The sequence below is a fragment of the Noviherbaspirillum aridicola genome (assembly GCF_019656455.1).
Taxonomy (GTDB): domain Bacteria; phylum Pseudomonadota; class Gammaproteobacteria; order Burkholderiales; family Burkholderiaceae_D; genus Noviherbaspirillum; species Noviherbaspirillum aridicola.
The window spans coordinates 94,975-112,744 of the sequence record NZ_BPMK01000009.1; the positions used below are offsets into that span (position 1 = coordinate 94,975).

Annotated in this window: 18 protein-coding genes; 3 read left to right on the forward strand and 15 right to left on the reverse strand. The window is 66.0% G+C overall.

The window, feature by feature from the left end:
• Positions 1-67 precede the first annotated feature (67 nt).
• From NCCP691_RS11440 to mnmC, 4 genes are all read right to left on the reverse strand, one after another.
• A complete protein-coding gene (locus NCCP691_RS11440) occupies positions 68-1,624 on the reverse strand; it encodes a SpoVR family protein (protein WP_220808405.1) in 1,557 nt (518 codons plus the stop codon).
• Positions 1,621-2,889 (reverse strand): YeaH/YhbH family protein, encoded by a 1,269-nt coding sequence (locus NCCP691_RS11445; RefSeq protein ID WP_220808406.1) that lies wholly within the window; start codon positions 2,887-2,889, stop codon positions 1,621-1,623. Before NCCP691_RS11445 ends, NCCP691_RS11440 begins: the two co-directional genes overlap by 4 nt.
• A 99-nt stretch (positions 2,890-2,988) precedes the next feature.
• On the reverse strand, positions 2,989-4,911 hold the full coding sequence (locus NCCP691_RS11450) for a PrkA family serine protein kinase (RefSeq protein ID WP_220808407.1): 1,923 nt from the start codon (positions 4,909-4,911) through the stop codon (positions 2,989-2,991).
• A gap of 543 nt (positions 4,912-5,454) precedes the next feature.
• Positions 5,455-7,359, reverse strand: a complete 1,905-nt coding sequence (mnmC, locus tag NCCP691_RS11455; protein ID WP_220808408.1) for a bifunctional tRNA (5-methylaminomethyl-2-thiouridine)(34)-methyltransferase MnmC2/FAD-dependent 5-carboxymethylaminomethyl-2-thiouridine(34) oxidoreductase MnmC1 — start codon at positions 7,357-7,359, stop codon at positions 5,455-5,457.
• A 113-nt stretch (positions 7,360-7,472) separates the two neighbouring features.
• Between mnmC and NCCP691_RS11460 the strand changes: the two genes are divergently transcribed.
• Entirely contained in the window at positions 7,473-7,961 is a 489-nt protein-coding gene (locus NCCP691_RS11460) for an SET domain-containing protein (RefSeq protein ID WP_220808409.1), read from the forward strand.
• Positions 7,962-7,982: 21 nt separating this feature from the next.
• On the opposite strand, the gene sugE is transcribed toward NCCP691_RS11460, so the two are convergent.
• The 7 genes from sugE to NCCP691_RS11495 form a co-directional block, all read right to left on the reverse strand.
• Entirely contained in the window at positions 7,983-8,297 is a 315-nt protein-coding gene (sugE, locus tag NCCP691_RS11465) for a quaternary ammonium compound efflux SMR transporter SugE (RefSeq protein WP_220808410.1), read from the reverse strand.
• Between the two features lie 125 nt (positions 8,298-8,422).
• On the reverse strand, positions 8,423-9,208 hold the full coding sequence (gene siaD / locus NCCP691_RS11470; RefSeq protein WP_220808411.1) for a biofilm regulation diguanylate cyclase SiaD: 786 nt from the start codon (positions 9,206-9,208) through the stop codon (positions 8,423-8,425).
• A 2-nt stretch (positions 9,209-9,210) separates the two neighbouring features.
• Positions 9,211-9,591 (reverse strand): biofilm regulation phosphoprotein SiaC, encoded by a 381-nt coding sequence (gene siaC, locus NCCP691_RS11475; RefSeq protein WP_220808412.1) that lies wholly within the window; start codon positions 9,589-9,591, stop codon positions 9,211-9,213.
• Positions 9,592-9,601: 10 nt separating this feature from the next.
• Positions 9,602-10,144, reverse strand: a complete 543-nt coding sequence (siaB, locus tag NCCP691_RS11480) for a biofilm regulation protein kinase SiaB (RefSeq protein WP_220808413.1) — start codon at positions 10,142-10,144, stop codon at positions 9,602-9,604.
• A 13-nt stretch (positions 10,145-10,157) separates the two neighbouring features.
• Entirely contained in the window at positions 10,158-12,149 is a 1,992-nt protein-coding gene (gene siaA, locus NCCP691_RS11485; protein WP_220808414.1) for a biofilm regulation protein phosphatase SiaA, read from the reverse strand.
• 114 nt (positions 12,150-12,263) lie between these two features.
• Positions 12,264-12,584: an AzlD domain-containing protein gene (locus NCCP691_RS11490; RefSeq protein WP_220808415.1), complete on the reverse strand. Its 321-nt coding sequence runs from the start codon at positions 12,582-12,584 to the stop codon at positions 12,264-12,266.
• The gene (locus NCCP691_RS11495) at positions 12,581-13,306 is read right to left on the reverse strand and encodes an AzlC family ABC transporter permease (RefSeq protein WP_220808416.1); all 726 of its coding nucleotides are present in this window, start codon (positions 13,304-13,306) and stop codon (positions 12,581-12,583) included. The genes NCCP691_RS11490 and NCCP691_RS11495 overlap by 4 nt, the downstream gene beginning before the upstream one ends.
• 143 nt (positions 13,307-13,449) lie before the next feature.
• On the opposite strand from NCCP691_RS11495, the gene NCCP691_RS11500 reads away from it, so the two are divergent.
• A complete protein-coding gene (locus NCCP691_RS11500) occupies positions 13,450-13,932 on the forward strand; it encodes a L,D-transpeptidase (protein WP_220808417.1) in 483 nt (160 codons plus the stop codon).
• A 29-nt stretch (positions 13,933-13,961) separates the two neighbouring features.
• On the opposite strand, the gene NCCP691_RS11505 is transcribed toward NCCP691_RS11500, so the two are convergent.
• The 3 genes from NCCP691_RS11505 to NCCP691_RS11515 all read right to left on the reverse strand — a co-directional run bounded on the left by NCCP691_RS11505 (position 13,962) and on the right by NCCP691_RS11515 (position 16,475).
• Positions 13,962-14,702 carry a YoaK family protein gene (locus tag NCCP691_RS11505; protein WP_220808418.1) on the reverse strand — a complete coding sequence of 247 codons (741 nt, stop codon included), beginning with the start codon at positions 14,700-14,702 and terminating at the stop codon, positions 13,962-13,964.
• Between the two features lie 211 nt (positions 14,703-14,913).
• On the reverse strand, positions 14,914-15,480 hold the full coding sequence (locus tag NCCP691_RS11510) for a hypothetical protein (protein WP_220808419.1): 567 nt from the start codon (positions 15,478-15,480) through the stop codon (positions 14,914-14,916).
• Positions 15,481-15,575: 95 nt separating this feature from the next.
• Positions 15,576-16,475: a LysR family transcriptional regulator gene (locus NCCP691_RS11515; protein WP_220808420.1), complete on the reverse strand. Its 900-nt coding sequence runs from the start codon at positions 16,473-16,475 to the stop codon at positions 15,576-15,578.
• Positions 16,476-16,547: 72 nt separating this feature from the next.
• Between NCCP691_RS11515 and gstA the strand changes: the two genes are divergently transcribed.
• Positions 16,548-17,159 carry a glutathione transferase GstA gene (gstA, locus tag NCCP691_RS11520; RefSeq protein WP_220808421.1) on the forward strand — a complete coding sequence of 204 codons (612 nt, stop codon included), beginning with the start codon at positions 16,548-16,550 and terminating at the stop codon, positions 17,157-17,159.
• Positions 17,160-17,174: 15 nt separating this feature from the next.
• On the opposite strand, the gene NCCP691_RS11525 is transcribed toward gstA, so the two are convergent.
• Positions 17,175-17,741 (reverse strand): DNA-3-methyladenine glycosylase I, encoded by a 567-nt coding sequence (locus NCCP691_RS11525; protein WP_220808422.1) that lies wholly within the window; start codon positions 17,739-17,741, stop codon positions 17,175-17,177.
• Between the last annotated feature and the right edge of the window lie 29 nt (positions 17,742-17,770).

Below are 17,770 nucleotides of genomic sequence, written 5' to 3' on the forward strand. Positions count from 1 at the left end.
GCCGCACGGGACGAAGGATGCCGCGCGCCTTGCGGCGCTCCCCTTGTTACGGCATCCCTGCCAGTCCCTAGCCCCTCTTTTCGGTTCTGACTTCCTGCGTGTGCAGGACCTTGCCGTCCGGATCGACGGTTTCGAGCATGACGTCGAAACCCCACAGCCGCGCCACGTGCTTGAGCACTTCTCCAGCCTGATTGTTGAGCGGGCGCCGCATGTACTGGTTGTGGCGCAGCGTCAGCGAACGCTGTCCGCGGGTGTCGACCGACCACACCTGTATGTTCGGCTCCCGGTTGCCGAGGTTGTACTGGCCGGCGAGCTGCTCGCGCACATGGCGATAGCCCTCCTCGTCGTGAATCGCGGAGATCTTCAGGTGGTCGCTCTTGTCGTCGTCGAGCACCGAGAAGAAATGGAAGTCGCGGATCAGCTTGGGCGACAGGTATTGCGAGATGAAGCTCTCATCCTTGAAGTTGCGCATCGCGAAGTCGAGGGTCTTCTTCCAGTCGCTGCCGGCGATATCGGGAAACCAGTGCCTGTCTTCGTCGGTCGGGTCCTCGCAGATGCGGCGGATGTCGCGCATCATGGCAAAGCCCAGCGCATAGGGATTGATGCCGCTGAAGTACTTGCTGCTGACCGGCGGCTGGAAGACGACGTTGGTGTGGCTCTGCAGGAATTCCATCATGAAGCCGTTGCCGACCACGCCTTCGTCATACAGCTGGTTGAGGATGGTGTAGTGCCAGAAGGTGGCCCAGCCCTCGTTCATCACCTGCGTCTGGCGCTGCGGATAGAAGTACTGCGAGATCTTGCGCACGATGCGCACGATCTCGCGCTGCCAGGGCTCCAGCAGCGGCGCGAACTTCTCGATGAAATACAGCAGGTTCTCCTGCGGCTCGGCGGGGAAGCGCCTGACTTCCTTTTCCTGCTCCACGGCTTCCTTGCGCGGCAGCGTGCGCCACAGGTCGTTGACCTGGGATTGCAGGTAGCGCTCGCGCTCTTCCTGCCGCTCGCGCTCCTCGGCCATCGACAGCTTCGCCGGACGCTTGTAGCGGTCGACGCCGTAGTTCTGCAGCGCATGGCAGGAATCGAGCAGCAGCTCCACTTCTTCCACGCCGTAGCGCTGTTCGCATTCGGCGATGTAGTTCTTGGCGAAGACCATGTAGTCGATGATGGCCTCCGCATCGGTCCAGGTGCGGAACAGGTAATTCCCCTTGAAGAAGGAATTGTGGCCGTAGGAGGCGTGCGCGATCACCAGCGCCTGCATGGTCAGGCTGTTTTCCTCCATCAGGTAGGCGATGCAGGGATTGGAGTTGATCACGATCTCATAGGCCAGTCCCATGTGCCCGCGCCGGTAGCTTTTCTCGGTCGCCAGGAACTGCTTGCCGAAGGACCAGTGGCCGTAGCTGACCGGCATGCCCACCGAGGCATAGGCATCCATCATCTGCTCGGCGGTGATGATCTCCAGCTGGTTGGGATAGGTGTCGAGGCCGAAGTCGCGGGCCACGCGGCCGATCTCTTCATGGATCTGCTCGATCAGCTCGAACGTCCATTCCGACTGCTCGGGCAGGCGGAAGCGCTCGGCCTTCTTGCGGCTTCTCTTCGCCGGTTTCTTGGTCAGTTCGGTTGTCGTCATTTGGTCGGCTGCTTCTTGAACAATTCACGGAATACCGGGTAGATGTCTGCCGGCGACTCGATTTTCTGCATCGCGAAGTGCGGGCACAGCGGCGGGATCTGCATGTACTCTTCCCACAGGTTCTGCGGCTCGCCCTCGGTGATCTCCACGTAGGCGTAGTACTGCACCAGCGGCATGATGCGGTTGATCAGCAGATCCCGGCAGGTGGCGGAGTCGTTGTCCCAGTTGTCGCCGTCGGAAGCCTGCGCGACGTATACGTTCCAGTCGCTGCTCGCGTAGCGCTCCTCGATGATGGTGCCGAGCAGGTTGAGCGCCGAGGACACCACGGTGCCGCCGGACTCGCGCGAGTTGAAGAACTCGTCCTCGCTCACTTCCGTGGCCTGGGTGTGGTGGCGGATGAAGACCAGTTCGATCTTTTCGTATGCGCGCTCGAGGAACAGGTAGAGCAGGATGAAGAAACGCTTGGCGGCGTCCTTCTTCTGCTGGTCCATCGAGCCCGACACGTCCATCACGCAGAACATCACCGCCTGGCTGGATGGCTTCGGCACCTTGATGCGATTGCTGTAGCGCAGGTCGATCGGATCGAGGAAGGGGATCGCATGCAGCTTGGTCCTGAGCTGGTGGATCTCCTTGCGCAGGGCGATCAGGCGGTGATCGTCCTCGAATGCGGTGCGCTGCAGCGCTTCCATCTCTTCCTCCGCCTCGCGCAGCCGCTTGCGCGAGCCGGCGCCGACCGCGATGCGCCGCCCGATGGCGCCGCGCATGGAGCGCAGCACATGGATGTTGGTCGGCGTGCCGGCAATGGTGTAGCCGGCGCGCTGGCTGCGGAACTCGGTGATCGAGGTCAGCTGCGTCTTGACCAGGTTGGGCAGCTCCAGGTCTTCGAAGAAGTAGTTCATGAACTCTTCGCGCGTGAGCTCGAAGGTGAAGTCGTCTTCGGTGATTTCCTCAGTGTTGCCCGCCTTGCCGCGGCCGGCGCCGCCGCCGCCTTTCGGCCGCTGCACCAGGTCTCCTTTCTGATATTGCTCGTTGCCCGGCCGCACCACTTCCCACACGCCGCCTTGCGCATGGCCGAAGGTCGGCTCGTTGATGTCCTTGACCGGGATGGATATTTTTTCGCCCTTCTCGATGTCTGTGATCGAGCGGCCCTTGATGGCGCGTGCAACGGCATCCTTGATCTGGCCCTTGTAGCGCCTGAGGAAGCGCTCGCGGTTGCCAGCGGACTTGTTCTTGCCCTGCAGTCGCCGGTCGATGAGGTAAGCCAAGATGCCTCCTGATACGGTATGGGCGTTCCCTCTCCCGCCGCGGCCCGCGGCGGGGAGGCCGGCGCCGCCTGCGTGGGCGGCGCCTTGTCTACTTCACTCTCACGAGGACTTGCGCACCCGCAGGTACCACTCGCACAGCAGGCGCACCTGCTTGGCGGTGTAACCCTTGGCCACCATGCGCGAGACGAACTCCTGGTGCTTGTTCGCATCCTCGGCGCTGGCCTTGGCGTTGAACGAGATCACCGGCAGCAGGTCCTCGGTGTTGGAGAACATCTTCTTCTCGATCACGGTGCGCAGCTTTTCATAGCTGGTCCAGGCCGGGTTCTTGCCGCCGTTCTGGGCCCGCGCGCGCAGCACGAAGTTGACGATCTCGTTGCGGAAGTCCTTCGGGTTGGATATCCCGGCCGGCTTCTCGATCTTTTCCAGCTCGGCGTTGAGCGCTTCGCGGTCGAAGCTCTCGCCGGTGTCCGGATCGCGGAATTCCTGGTCCTGTATCCAGAAGTCGGCGAAGGTCACGTAGCGGTCGAAGATGTTCTGGCCGTACTCGGAATAGCTCTCCAGGTAGGCGGTCTGTATCTCCTTGCCGATGAACTCCACGTAGCGCTGCGCCAGGTAGTCCTTGATGTAGGACATGTAGCGCTGCTCGACCTCGGGCGGGAACTGCTCGCGCTCGATCTGCTGCTCCAGCACATAGAGCAGGTGCACCGGGTTGGCCGCGACTTCGGTATTGTCGAAGTTGAACACGCGGGAGAGGATCTTGTACGCGAAGCGCGTCGACAGGCCGTTCATGCCCTCGTCCACGCCGGCGTAGTCGACATACTCCTGGCGCGACTTGGCCTTGGGATCGGTGTCCTTGAGGTTTTCGCCGTCATACACCTGCATCTTGGAAAAGATGCTGGAGTTCTCCGGTTCCTTCAGGCGCGACAGCACCGCGAACTGCGCCATCATCTTCAGCGTGCCCGGTGCGCACGGGGCGTCGCCGAGCGAAGAGTTGCGGATCAGCTTGTCGTAGATCTTCATCTCTTCCGACACCCGCAGGCAGTAGGGCACCTTGACGATGTAGATGCGGTCGAGGAAGGCTTCGTTGTTCTTGTTGTTGCGGAAGGCCTTCCATTCGGACTCGTTGGAGTGCGCGAGCACCACGCCGTCGAACGGAATCGCGCCGAAACCCTCCGTGCCCTTGTAGTTGCCTTCCTGGGTCGCGGTCAGCAGCGGATGCAGCACCTTGATCGGCGCCTTGAACATCTCGACGAATTCCATCAGGCCCTGGTTGGCCAGGCACAGGCCGCCGGAATAGCTGTAGGCGTCCGGGTCGTCCTGCGAATAGTCTTCCAGCTTGCGGATGTCGACCTTGCCGACCAGAGAGGAGATGTCCTGGTTGTTCTCGTCGCCCGGCTCGGTCTTGGAAATCGCGATCTGCTTGAGGATGGACGGATACCGCTTGACCACGCGGAACTTGTTGATGTCGCCGTTGAATTCATGCAGGCGCTTGACCGCCCACGGGCTCGGGATGGGCTTGAGGTAGCGGCGCGGGATGCCGTAGTCCTCTTCGAGGATGGCGCCGTCCTCTTCCTCGCTGAACAGGCCGAGCGGCGATTCGTTCACCGGCGATCCCTTGATCGCGTAGAACGGCACCTGCTCCATCAGCGATTTGAGTTTTTCGGCGATGGAAGACTTGCCGCCGCCGACGGGACCGAGCAGATAGAGCACCTGCTTGCGCTCTTCGAGACCCTGCGCCGCGTGGCGGAAGTAGGAGACGACCTGCTCGATGACTTCTTCCATGCCATAGAAGTCGCGGAAGGCGGGATAGATCTTGATGACCTTGTTGGCGAAGATGCGGGAGAGGCGCGAGTCGTGACGCGTGTCCAGCAGTTCGGGTTCACCGATCGCGGCGAGCATGCGCTCGGCGGCGGTTGCGTATGCAAGGCGATCGCGCTTGCACAGCTCCAGATATTCTTGCAGGGAGTACTCCTCTTCCCGTGTCCGTTCATACCGTGCTGCGTAGTTGTCAAAGATCTTCATGGGGCTCCTTTGATATGAATACTACGGGGTAAAACAGGGGCGGATATTGGTGCTGGATTTCCATTCCGCAATTTAATAATACGCGCTGCATGCATCTGTCCATAGGAGTATTTCCGACTTTTTTTATGCGTGCGACGCGTTTGTCTCAAGAAGGTTTTCAAAAGCGCATGCGCGCCGAAATTTGCTGCACCGCGCGAAACTCGCAGTGCGTTGAAGACTAAGCGTTTTTTGTTGTCGCGCCGCTCGCATGCGCTTGCATGAATTTGCGTTCCGCCCTTGTCGGGCGAGGCGAAAACGCTACATGCCGCGTGCGGTGGTGGCCACGTTGATTCGAGGGTACATGCGATGCGCCGTGTTTTTCTTGCGCGAAGATGAAGTTTGCTTATAGTGATAGTTTCCGCCTCGCATGCGGATGATGCCGGCACTTCCCATCCGCTCTTACTTCTGCCTGTTTTTTAAGCAAACGACTCCGGACTGCGCGCGCTATGCGTGCAGCACTTCGGTGCGATGCACTACATCGGGTCGATGCAGCGCCGAAAAGATTCACCCGTTCCGCCGCCGCCACGCCTTGAGCGCGAACCGCGCGGGATCGAGCGCCGCCGCCAGCTCGCGCTCCACCGGCAGCGGCTCGCCCTCGAGTTGCGAGGCGAGCAGCTCGGCGGCAAACGGCGCCCAGATGATGCCGCGAGACGCCAGGCCGAGCACCGCATGCATGCCGGGCAAGCGCGGCACGTCGCTGAGCCGGCTGCCGCCGATGGCGGCACACGGATCGGGCAGCGCGCCAACCAGCGGCAGGCGATCGGGCGACACCGCACGGAAGCCGGTACGGCCGGCGAGCGGGCGATCTTTTCCCATGCTCGTTTGTGGCAAGACTTGTGCCAGACGTTCCAGGTTTTCATCCTGGCTCGATTGACGCAGCGCAGGATCCGTATCGATGTCATAGGTCGCGCCGACGCAGCAGATGCCGTTGGCCGGCCGGGTGACATAGGCCTCGCCGCACAGCACGACCGGCAGCGACGGCAGTTCGCCTGCGGGAATGTGGGTCACTTGGCCGCGGATGGCGGCAAGCGGCAGCTCCCGGGTCTGGGCGAACGACGCGGCGTTGGTGCCGCTGGCGATGACGACCACGGGCGCGCGCGCGATGCATGCGCCTCCGTCGCCCTGCACCGTCCACTCGCTGCCGTCGTGTCGCAGGGAGGACGCCTGCTGCGCGAAGCGCCGTTCAAGCAGCCCGCCGCAGGAGGCGAGCATGGCTTCGCACAGGCTGGACGGCGTCACCCATCCGCCGCGGGGAAACAGCCAGCCGCCGGCCGCGGCCGGATTGCCGGTCATCGCGGCGGCCTGCTCCGCCCCGAGGAAGCGGGCGAAGTCGGGAGGCAGGCCGAGCGCTTCCACCGTCTCGCGCTGCAGCGCCGCATGTCCGGCATCGCGCGCAAGCTGCAGCACGCCGCAGGCTTCGCCGGCGAAGGCGCTGCCGACGCCGCCGAGCTGCTGCCACAGGTGCGTGGAAAACAGGAAGGCGGCGCGCGCCAGCCGGGATGGAATATTGTCGTCGCGCGACAGCAGCGGCATGGCGATGCCGGCGAGATTGCCGGAGGATTCGGCGGCCCACTTCTCATGCCGCTCCACCAGCGTGAGCTGCCAGCCGCGCGCGGCGAGCCTGGCGCACACCGCGCTGCCGGCGACGCCGGCGCCGATCACCACCGCCCGCCGCGCCGGCTCCGGCCGGGCCGGCGGCAGCGGCCAGCGTGGCGCGTAGCGCGCGGCGAGCATGTCGCGCTTGCGGCCGAAGCCGGGCCGCTTTTCGCAGGCGAAACCAGCGGCGGCGAGCGCCTGGCGCACCGCCGCCGACACGGTATAGGTCGCCGCGGTCGCGCCCGGGGCGGCCAGCCGGTGCAGCCGCGACAGCACCTGGGGCGACCACATGTCGGGATTCCGGCTGGGGGCGAAACCGTCGAGATAAAAGGCGTCGGCGGCCATCGCGATCTGCGGCAGGCAGTCGGCGATGTCGCCGAAAGCGAGCGTCAGCGTCACCCGTCCGCCATCGAGCAGCACGCGGTGGAAGCCCGGCACCAGCGGCGGCCAGGCCGCCCGCAGTTGCGCCGACAGCGCCGCCAGCTCCGGCCAGCGCGCATGAAGCCGGGCGAGGTCGTCGGGCGCGAACGGATGCTTTTCGATGGCGACGTAATGCAGCCGCGCGTGCGCCGGCGCATGGGACTGCCATGCCTGCCAGGTGGCGAGGAAATTCAGGCCGAGGCCGAATCCGGTCTCGAGCAGGGTGAAGCGCGCGGCATCGCGCCAGCGCCGAGGCAGATCGTTCCCGCCGAGGAAGACATGCCTTGCCTGTTCAAGCCCGCCGTCGGCGGAGTGATAGACATCGCCGTAGGCGGCGGCGTAGGGCACGCCATCGGCATAGGCGAGCGCGGCGGGAATCAGGCGTCGGGACATCGGGGCAGCGGCGGGAAGAAAGCGAGCCGTCATTGTAGCGGCGCGATTTGATCGTGCGCGGGCGGGCGCGATTGATTACACTTCAGCCTTTCGTTCCGCACCGATCCAGACACATGACCAGCAAAGCCGAAAGCCCGTCGCCGTCCCCTCTCTACAAGGTCCGCAACTCGAAAATCCACGGCAACGGCGTCTTCGCCGCGCGCAAGATACCCGAGGGCACCTGCATCATCGAGTACGGCGGCAAGCGCATCAGCTGGAAGGAAGCCGTGCGGCGCGAGAACCTCAAGGCGCCGGACGATTTCCATACCTTCTTCTTCAGCCTGGACAACGGCAAGATCATCGACGGCGGCGACGAGGGCAACGACGCGCGCTGGATCAATCACTCCTGCGAGCCCAACTGCGAAGCGCGCGAGGAAGACGGCAAGGTCTTCATCTACGCGCTGCGCGACATCCGCCGCGGCGAAGAGCTGTACTACGACTACGGGCTGATCATGGAAGAGCGCTACACGCCGGCGCTGAAGAAAGCCTACCGCTGCCTGTGCGGCACGCCCGGCTGCCGCCAGACGCTGCTGGCGCCGAAGCGGAAGAAGCGCGCCGCCTGAGCACGGGCCGCGGCCGGCCGCCTAGCTGACCAGCTTCAGGCCGATCACGCCGCACAGTATCAGGGCCAGGCACACCACCCGGCCGATGCCGAGCGGCTCGCCGAGCAGCGCCGCGCCGAGTATCACGGTGCCGGCCGCGCCGATGCCGGTCCACACCGCGTAGGCGGTGCCCGCCGGCAGGGTTTTCATCGCCACGCTCAGCAGCGCCACGCTCAGGATCATGGAAATGCCGACCCAGACCGAGGGCCAGAGACGGGAGAAGCCTTCCGTATATTTGAGACCGACCGCCCAGCCGACTTCGAGCAGCCCGGCCAGCAACAGGACCAACCATGCCATGTTCAACCTCTTGAAGTGACGTGGCCGTCCACGTGCGTTCCGCCGGGAGTGGCGGGCGGGGCCGTCCCCGCTGAAAAGGCCAGAGTTTACCGTGTATGCGCCGGGTTTTCAGGCCGCGCGGCGGATCAGGCAGCCACTTCCAGCCGGTTGCGGCCCGCGTGCTTGGCGGCGAACATGGCGGCGTCGGCGCGGCAGATGGTGTCCGAGATGTTTTCTTCCGGCCGCCATTCGGTCACGCCGAAGCTGGCCGACAGCGACAGCGGCTCGCCCGGCGTCGCCACCTTCAGCGCCGCGACCGCTTCGCGCACCCTTTCGACCACCGGCACCGCTTCGCGCGCGCCGATCTCGGGCATGATGATCATGAATTCCTCGCCGCCCCAGCGGCCGCAGATATCGTAATCGCGCACCGCGTCCGACACGGCGCGCGCGATTTCGACCAGTGCCCGGTCGCCGATCTCATGCCCCCATGCGTCGTTGACCGTCTTGAAGCGGTCGACGTCGAGCAAGGCAAGCGCCAGCGGGCGGCCCATGCGCTGGGCGCGAGCGGTTTCCGCCTTGAGCCTGTCCATCAGCATGCGCCGGTTGCCGATGCCGGTCAGGGCATCGCGGGTGGCGGCTTCCTTCAGGGCCTCGTTGAGGTCGCGCATCATCGACTGGTAGCGGTCGGAAATGCGGGCCATCTTTTCCAGCTGCCGCAACTGTTTCTGGTAGCGCTCCGTCAGCGACTGGGTCCGCTCGCGGGTGACGCTCTGATAGCGATCGGAGATGCGGGTGACGCGGTCGATCTGGTGCAGCACGTTGCGGAATTCGGTGTACAGCTCGTCGAGCGCCTGGCGCAGGGGATTGCGCGCATAGGCGGGGTCGGCGAGCAGCGCCTCTACCGCAAGCGAGAGGTCCTTGTCGTCGCGCATGCTCATTCCACCCGGGTGAGGATGTCGAACGGGAAGCTGCAGTCTTCGCGGAATTCCTCCGCCAGTTCCGCCACCCGCTCATTCTGCTCGTCGTAATACCAGCGCACCGACACGTCGCGCTGTTCGCGATGGGCCTGCTCGAGCAGGTCGAAGATGTCCATCATCGCCTTGACGCTGCTGGTGTTGAGATACAGCAGGTGCAGCACCAGCCGCAGCGGCCGGGCCGGCTCGCGGAGATAGGCCTCGATCCAGTCGAGCACCGGCGTGAACAGTTCGTAGGAGTTTTCGGGATAGGAGTCGCCCCGCATCTCGATCACGCCGTCGGCGAAATTCGTCCTGATGGCGGGGGTGGATTGCGTGCTTGCGATCTGGATGTCTTGCATGGCGTTTCCTTTACATCACGACGCGCAGCGAGAAGAAGCCGCGGCCGTCATCGAGTGTCTTGAGCGAACAGATCAGCGGCGCCGTCGCCTTGCGCGCCAGGTCGATCAGGCCGAGTCCCGCGCCGCTTCCGCTGTCGGGGTCGCGCGGCTTGCGCAGCTGTTCCTTGTAGCGCGCCTTGAGCTGGGTCTTGTCGAGCGCCGCCAGCGCGCCGATCCGCTCGACGAGGGCCTGTCCGTCCTCCGCCGACACCACGTTGCCGGCCGAGACCAGGTAGCGCCCTTCGGCGTCGCGCGCGATGACGACGGTGGCGGAGGCCTCGCTGTCGTGCCAGCCCTTGCTCGCGGCGTAGTGGCGGATGTTCTGGGTGAGTTCGATATAGGCGCCGAACACGTCCATCGCCGAGGACGGCGTGGCATGCTCGCGCTCCATGTAGTTGCGCAGCGCGTTGCCGATTTCTTCGATCAGGCTGCGGGTGAGCGGACCGTTGAAGCAGAGCATGATGCGCTGCTGGTTATAGGTCTGCTGCAGGGTGAACAGGTCGATCTGGTCCATGTCGTATCGTCGGTCAGGCAAATCGGAAGCAAAGTGTGGTGATGTCGTCGCGCTGCGGATGACTGCCCTGCCAGGCGGCCAGGGCGGCGGAAAAGGCATCGGCCTGCTCGGACAGGGGCCGCCGCGCATGTTCGCGCAGCATGGCGGAAAAACGCAGGTTGCCGAAGCCGAAGCCCTTGTCGCCGCCCGCCTGGTCGAGGAAGCCGTCGGTCGTCAGGCAGAAGGTGCGCTGTGGCTGCAGCGCGACGCGCTCGTTGCGGTAATCGCCGGTCTTGCGGTCGTTGAGCGAGCGGCGCGCGCCGGCGATGACGCCGACTTCCTCGCCATCGCTCCAGTACAGCGCGATCCTTGCGCCGGAAAAGGTGACGCAGCCGGCCCTGAAATCGATCCATGCCAGGCCGGCATCCATCATGGCGGCGACCCCGGTGCCGCCCTGCTCGTTGCCGAGCATGCTGCGCATGACCTGGTCGGTGCGGGCCAGGATGGCGGCCGGGTCGGCCGCGCCGCAATCGTCCATCGCCTGGTCGATCGCCGCGCGCGCGAGCATGGTCATGAAAGCGCCCGGCACGCCGTGGCCGGCGCAGTCGATCACGCCGAGCAGGCAGCCGCCGTCGGCCTCGCGGCAGACATAGAAGTCGCCGCCGACCACGTCGCGCGGACGCCAGAGCACGAAATGGCTGTCGCCCAGCTTGTCGGCGAGCAGGCGGTCGGGCAGGATCGCGCGCTGGATCAGGCTGGCATAGGAGATGGAGTCGCTGATCTTCTTGTGCGCGGCGCTCATGTCGCGGTTGGCCTGCATCAGTTCCCGCGTGCGCTCGCGTACCGTGTTTTCCAGCTCGGCGGTATGCCGCCGGACCTTGTCGGCCATGCGCCCGAAGGCCTCGGTAAGCTCGCCGATCTCGTCGCCGCGCGCCGGCGGCAGCGCCACCTGGTAGTCGCCCGCCGCCATGGCCTGCGCCGATTGCTTGAGCCTGACCAGCGGCGCGAGCACCAGCCGGTTGAGGGCGAACACGCAGGCGGCGACGATGGCCGCCAGCAGTGCCAGCAGCGCCAGCAGCAGCTGCCTGATCACGCCGCCGTCGACCAACCGGGCGGCATCGAGATCCACCGCGGTCAGGACATGCCATTTCAGCTCGGGGATGAAGGCTACCGCGAGCAGCTGGCGCTTGCCGTCGAGCCTGGCGGAAAACAGCTGGGCGCCGGCCGGCGCGGCGGCGGCGGCCTGCATCGCGCCGCGCATCGCCGCGCGCTCGGCGTCTCCGGTGAAGAGCGCGAAGACCGAGGTCTCGCTGCCGGTCGCCGTCGTGCCGGAGTTGTAGGCGATGCGGCGCACGTCGGGATGGGCCTGGATGGCGCCCTCGGCGTTGACGATGATCGGCGTGACGCCGGCCTCGGCATCATGCACATAGGACTTGAGGAAGGTGGTCAGGTCGAGTCCGGTGCCGGCCAGGCCGATGCGCCGTTCGCCGTCGTGTATCAGGACATTGAACCAGACCTTGGTCAGCCCGAGCTTTTCATCGGGATGGACGTTGATGTTGAAGCGCTTGTCGCTCTTCATGGTGTTGAAGAACCAGCCGTCGTCCTCGTCCTCGGGTTTGAGAAAGTAGCGCGGCTCGGGGCTGTAGACCGACTCGCTGTCGTTGAAATAGTAAGCGAGCGACTGCGACGAGATGATGAACCAGGACTTGTCGGTGAAGTCCTGGCGATAATCCTCGGCTTCGCGCATGGCCATGACCTTCTTTTCCGTGTTCTGCTCGTCGAGCAGCCACTGACGGACCGCCTGTGAGCCGGCAAGCCGTTGCGACAGCGCCAGCTCGCGCGCCACCGGCGCGAGCACCCGCTCGCGGTTGAGCAGGGTGAGGTTGCGGGCATAGGCTTCGCCGAGCTGGTCGCGGGTGGATTGCAGCACCTGCCAGCCGATGGCGCTGGCCAGCAGCAGCACGAGGACGCAGGTGCCGATCAGCGCAAGTACCGACTTGCCGCGTAGCCCCATCGCGCGCCCCATGTGATCTCCGGTTGACGGGCGGCCGCGCCGCCCTTGCAGAATTGACAACGCCGGCTCCGTCAGCGTTGATTATCGGAAATTCTGCCAGTCCTCGGTCTTCTCCGCAATGCGGATCTACAGGACAGCGAGTTGCCAGCCGAAGAACACGATCAGCGCCAGGACGATGGTCAGCAGCTGGCGGCCGGTGGCGGCGCAGACGAGGATCGCGAGGATGGAAGCGACGAGTTGCGGATTGCGCCAGTGCAGCTCCAGCCCTTCCCCGTGCGGCGCCAGGATCATGGGCACGATGATCGCGGTCAGCACCGTGACCGGCACGAAGGACAGCGCGCGCTGCAGCAGCGGCGGAAAGACGACCCGTCCGCCGAGGATGAAGATCGCGGCCTTGATGGCGAACGTGATCAGGGCCATGCCGAGCACCATCAGCGTGTAGTTCATGCCGTTTCCTCCCCGGTCTGGGCGCGCTGCCGCCACTGCGTCATCAGCATGCCGACCGCCACCCCGGCGAGCACCGCCGACATCAGCCCCAGCTTGTACGGCAGGTCGCGCAGCAGCATGGCGAAGGTGCCCGCCGCCACCGCCGCGCAGAAATGCGGCAGCCGGTTCAGCTGCGGCACGACGATGGCGATGAATGTCGCGACCATCGCGTAGTCGAGGCCGAGCGACTGCAGCTGCGGAAAGACCGCGCCGAAGACCAGCCCGATCAGCGTCCATATCTGCCAGTTGAGATACATCGACAGGCCGGAGCCGAGAAAATACCAGTGGCCGAGAGGCGCCTGCGGGTGCTGCCGGTAATAGCCGTTCATCACGGCGAAGGTTTCGTCGGTGAGCAGAAAGCCGAGCAGCCAGCGCCAGCGCGGCGGCAGATGCGCGACGCGCGGCAGCAGCGAGGCGGCATACAGCATGTGGCGCAGGTTGACGATGAAAGTGGTGAGCCAGATCACCAGCATGCCGGCATGGCTGGCGGCCAGCCCGGCGGCGATGAACTGGCTGGAGCCGGCGTACACGCCGAGCGACATCAGCTGACCGTGCCAGGGCGACAGCGGGCCGGCGCTCACCAGGGTGCCGAAGATCATGCCGAAGGGCGCGGCCCCGACCAGCATCGGCAGCGTATCGCGCGCCCCGGCGGCCAGGCTGGACAGACGGGTGGGATGGGACATGGACGTTCCTGAAACAGAATCGCCGCATGTTACCCAGTTCGCGGCGGCCCCGCTTGTACCCGATTGCGCAGTTTCCCGGCGTCGCGCTTGTGCCGCGCCACCCCGCCTGCTATCGTTGCCGCAGGCTTTTCCTCTCCCTGCCCATGCCACGCATCGTCATCAGCATACCCCGCCAGACGCTGAGCCTTTTCGGCGACGACGGCGCACTCCTGCGCAGCTTTCCGGTCTCCACCGCGGCCAACGGCCCGGGCGAGCGCAGCGGCAGCAACTGCACGCCGCGCGGCAGGCATGTGGTGCGCGCGAAAATCGGCGCCGGCCAGCCCGCGGGCGCGGTCTTCGTCGGCCGCCGCCCGACCGGCGACGTGTGGGGGCCGGAACTGGCGTCTCAATACCCGGGTCGCGACTGGATCCTGTCGCGCATACTCTGGCTGTCCGGCCGCGAGCCGGGCTTCAACCGGCTGGGCGAGGTCGATACGATGCGCCGCTACATCTATATTCATGGCTGCGCCGATACCGCGCCGATGGGCGTGCCGCTGTCGATCGGCTGCGTGCGCATGCGCAATGCGGATGTGATCGAGCTGTTCGACCTGGTGCCGGTCGGGACCGAGGTCGACATCTGCGCGTGACGGCGGCGCGCGGCCGCCGCGGATGATCCCTATCCCGCCGCGCCGCTGAACGCGGGAGCGAGCGACAGGCCGACAAGACCCAGGGCAAGCGGAATGGTCGCGGCAAAGCCGACGTGCTTGAAACCGAATGCGCCGGCCACGCCGCCGATGGCGAAAGCGGCGACCAGCCTGAGATGCACGCCCAGGCGGCGGCGGTTGGCCTGCACCGGCCCGGCGCCGGCCTGGCCCGGCTCGCGGTTCCAGTAGAACAGCTTGCCAAGCTCGATGCCGATATCGGTCACCAGCCCGGTGACGTGGGTGGTGCGGATCTCGGCGTTGGAAATCTTGGTGATCAGCGCATTCTGCAAGCCCATGGTGTAGCACAGCAGGATGGCCGTCAGCGACAGGTCGATGAACTCATGCCGGCGCAGGTTGGCGCCGGCCAGGCCGAATACCAGCAGCAGCATCGCCTCCATCAGCAGCGGCGGCATGTAGGCGTTGCGGGCGCCGTTGCGCCGGCCGTAGTTGACCATCACCGCGGTGGAACCGGCCCCGAGGATGAAGGCCAGCACCGACAGCAGCGCCCCCGCCACCAGGCCGGCCTGGCCGAGCACGAGATTGTCGGCGGCCGAGGACAGCATGCCGGTCATGTGCGAGGTGTACTGGCCGATGGCGAGAAATCCTCCGGCGTTGAGCGCGCCGGCGACGAAGGCCAGGGACACGCCGAGGTGCAGGTTGGCCCGCGCGGTACGCGCGGGGGCTGTGAGGGAAGCGAGATACTGGATCGGCATCGGCGGCTCGGGATCGGAGGGAATGCGCGAAGCGCTGACCGATTATAAGACCATGCCGGCATGAAAAAAACGGAGTGGATGACTCCACTCCGAAGTCCTCAGGAGACGCCGAGGATCCGGAGGGGAATGTAGCAGTGCGCGCGCCGCAGAAAATGCGGAAAGCGTGCGGTACCTGCTGAGAAGATTCGGCGGCGCCCGCCCCGGCCGCCGCTCATTCCTTTGACGGCTGCTGCGCCGGAGCCGGCGCCGTCTGGCTCTGCTGCTGCCGCGCCGCATTCTGCTCCGCCATGGTGAAGGCCGACAGGCAGATCGCCTGCAGCTCCTGCTCGAACACCGGCGCGAACAGGCTCTTTTTCTTCGCTTTCGTCAGCCGCGCCTTCTGCGGCAGCAGATAGTCGCCCCGCGGCGCGTCGAGCCGCTGCCACTGCAGCGCGCTGCCGACCCGCTTGAGCTCGCCGCGGATCTGGACCGGCGTCTTGCCGAAGGTGCTGGTCAGCACCACTTCGGCCGTCTCGCCCCCGGACTCCCCGGTGATCGAGGGCGCGCCGCCCTCGTCGATACGCGAGGCGTCCGCGTTGGAAAACATGTGGGAGCCGCACAGGCGCCCCTCCTTCTGGTGCAGTTCGAGCACGAAGGTCGAGCACCGGCCTGAATCGCGCTGCAGGCCTTCGGGGCACAGCCAGGCCTGCCAGGCCCCGGCGTAGTCGCCCGTCTGCGCCGGCGCGGGAGCGGCGAGCGCGAGCAGGAAAATCGGCACGATGGTGCGCAGGACGTTCATGTGAAGGAGTGCATTCAGAAATCACGACGACAGGCTCCCCGACGATACCGAATCGTCCCCGGGCGCCGCTTGCGGTCGCGCAAGCGGCGGCGCCGTCAGCCCAGGCGCGGCCGCAACTCATCCCGCAGGAAGTCGAACAGCAGGCGCACCCGCTGCCAGTGTCGAACCTCCGGGTGCGCCAGCATCCACAGCCCGGTTTCCAGCGCCGGCACCGGCTCGCCGATCATCTCCACGGCGGGATGGGCCTGCAGCAGGAAGCAGGGCGAGACCCCCACGCCGAAACCGTTGACGATCGCGCCGGCCACCGACAGCACGCTGTTGCAGCGGATGCGGGGCCTGAGCTTCGGATACTGCTGGCGCCGCCAGCGCGCCGACGGGTGATCCGCCAGCGAGTCGTCCAGCGCGATCCAGTCGGCCTCTTCCAGCCTGAGCGGCGCTTCGCGTCCGTCGAGGTAGGCGCGCGCGGCGTAGACGCCGGAGGGCAGCGTGCCGAGCCGGGTGCCGACCACATGCTCGGGCGGCGTGCGGGTCGCGCGCAGAGCGACGTCGGCGTCGCGCTGGCTCAGGTTGGCCAGTGCGTTGGCGGTCAGCAGTTCCAGCTCGATCCCCGGATGCAGGCGGGCGAAGCGCGACAGCGCCGGCAGCAAGAGCCCGTTGAGCAGGGTGTCGGTGGTGGTGATGCGCAGCAGGCCGGCGGCTTCGCCGCCGCGTCCCCAGACCGCTTCGCGCGCCTCCTGCAGCTGCGACTCGATGCGTTCCGCGTGCAGCGCCAGCATGCGTGCCAGTTCGGTCGGCGCATAGCCCTGCCGCCCGCGCTCGAACAGCGGTCCGCCCAGCCTGCGCTCGAGCCGGCGGATCGAACGGAACACGGTGGAGGTATCGACGCCGAGCCGCGCGGCCGCCGCCGCCAGCGTGCGGCCGCGCACCAGCGCCAGCAGCAGCGCGAGGTCGGCCGGATCGGGCGCGGATTGCAGCGATGCATGCGAAGCTTTCATGAATGCCTATTTTCCTTGTAACGGTGCAGACCTAGAGTAGCAGCACCTCAACCAGAAAGGAAAGGAAAGACCATGAAGCTCTACTTCACCCCCGGCGTCTGCTCGCTCGCCCCGCACATTGCATTGCGGGAGGCGGGACTGGAAGCCGAACTGGAGAAGGTCGACGACGGCAATCGCGCCGCCTACCGCGCGGTGAATCCGAACGGTTATGTGCCCGCCCTCGAGATCCGGCCGGGCGTGGTGCTGACCGAGGGACCGGCCATCATGCAGTACATCGCCGACCTCGCGCCCGCGGCCAGGCTCGCGCCGGAAAGCGGCAGCATCGAACGCTACCGGCTGCAGTCCTGGCTCAACTACATCACCTCGGAGTTGCACAAGGGCTTCTCACCGCTGTTCAACCCGGGCATGCCGGCGCAGGCCAAGACCATGTTTCGGGAGCAGATCGCGCAGCGCCTGCAGACCGTCGAGCAGCGGCTGGCGCAGCATGAGTACTTGCTCGACGGCGGCTTTTCGGTCGCGGATGCCTATCTGTTCGTGGTCACCGGCTGGGCGGGATTCGTCGGCGTCGACCTGAAGCCCTTCCCCCATCTGCTCGCCTTCCGCGAGCGGATCAAGGCCCGGCCGGCCGTGCAGGAGGCGATGCGCGCCGAAGGCCTGCTGCCGCCGGCGGCCAGGGCGGCGTGAGGAAGCCGCGCCGGATCAGCGGCGCGCCGGATGGCAGAAGCAGTCCGGCGCGTGGTCGTTGACCATGCCGATTGCCTGCATGTAGGCATAGACGATGGTGGAGCCGACGAACTTGAAGCCGCGCTTGCCGAGGTCCTTCGAAATCCGGTCCGACAGCGCCGTGCTGGCCGGCGTCTGCCCCGGCGGCCAGGCATTGATCACGGGCCGGCCGTCGACATAGGCCCACAGGAAGGGATCGAGGCCGCCGGTGTCGTCGCGCAGCGCCAGGTAGGCGCGGGCGTTGCCGATGGCCGCCGCGATCTTGAGACGGTTGCGGATGATGCCGGGGTCGGCCAGCAGGGCGGCGACCTTGGCGTCGTCATAGCGCGCGATCTTGTCCGCGTCCCAGCCGTCGAACACCTTGCGGTAATGCTCGCGCTTGTTGAGCACCGTCTCCCAGCTCAGTCCCGCCTGCGCGCCCTCGAGGTTGAGCATTTCGAACAGGCGGTTCTCGTCATGGCAGGGCACGCCCCATTCTTCATCGTGATAGGCGAGATAGCGCGGATTGGCCGGGTTGGCCCAGGAGCAGCGTTTGACGGTCATGGCGGCGCAGGTGGTCGGCAATGCCGCCC